The sequence below is a fragment of the Halomonas sp. ND22Bw genome, assembly GCF_003011945.1.
GTDB classification, from domain to species: domain Bacteria; phylum Pseudomonadota; class Gammaproteobacteria; order Pseudomonadales; family Halomonadaceae; genus Halomonas; species Halomonas halophila.
On sequence record NZ_PXWD01000867.1, the window covers coordinates 1 to 272 of the forward strand.

The following is a 272-nucleotide window of genomic DNA, read 5'->3' on the forward strand; positions in this document are numbered from 1 at the left end:
GATGGCATTGTCCGTCGAGCCGTCGATGTCGCGGGCGTTGAAGGCCACCACCACGTCCCGCCGCCCGGTGGCGTCGAGGTAGAGCACGAGGTGGGGCGCGTCCGCGGTGCCCGAACCCTGCAGGGCGATCGTCGGGTCGGACAGGGCGAACTCGGTGACGCCGCCCGTGTTCAGGGTGTTCGGGTTGGTCTGGTTGGCGATGACGTCGACGTCGTTGGCCACGCTCGAATCGGCCGTCAGGGTCTGAGGATCGGTGCCCGTGGCCGCCGTGA

Annotated in this window: 1 protein-coding gene; it reads right to left on the bottom strand. The window is 69.5% G+C overall.

Annotated features, from left to right (window positions below; all coding sequences use genetic code 11):
• On the bottom strand, positions 1-272 hold a 272-nt coding region (locus CVH10_RS26030), incomplete at both ends, for a hypothetical protein (RefSeq protein WP_181244589.1).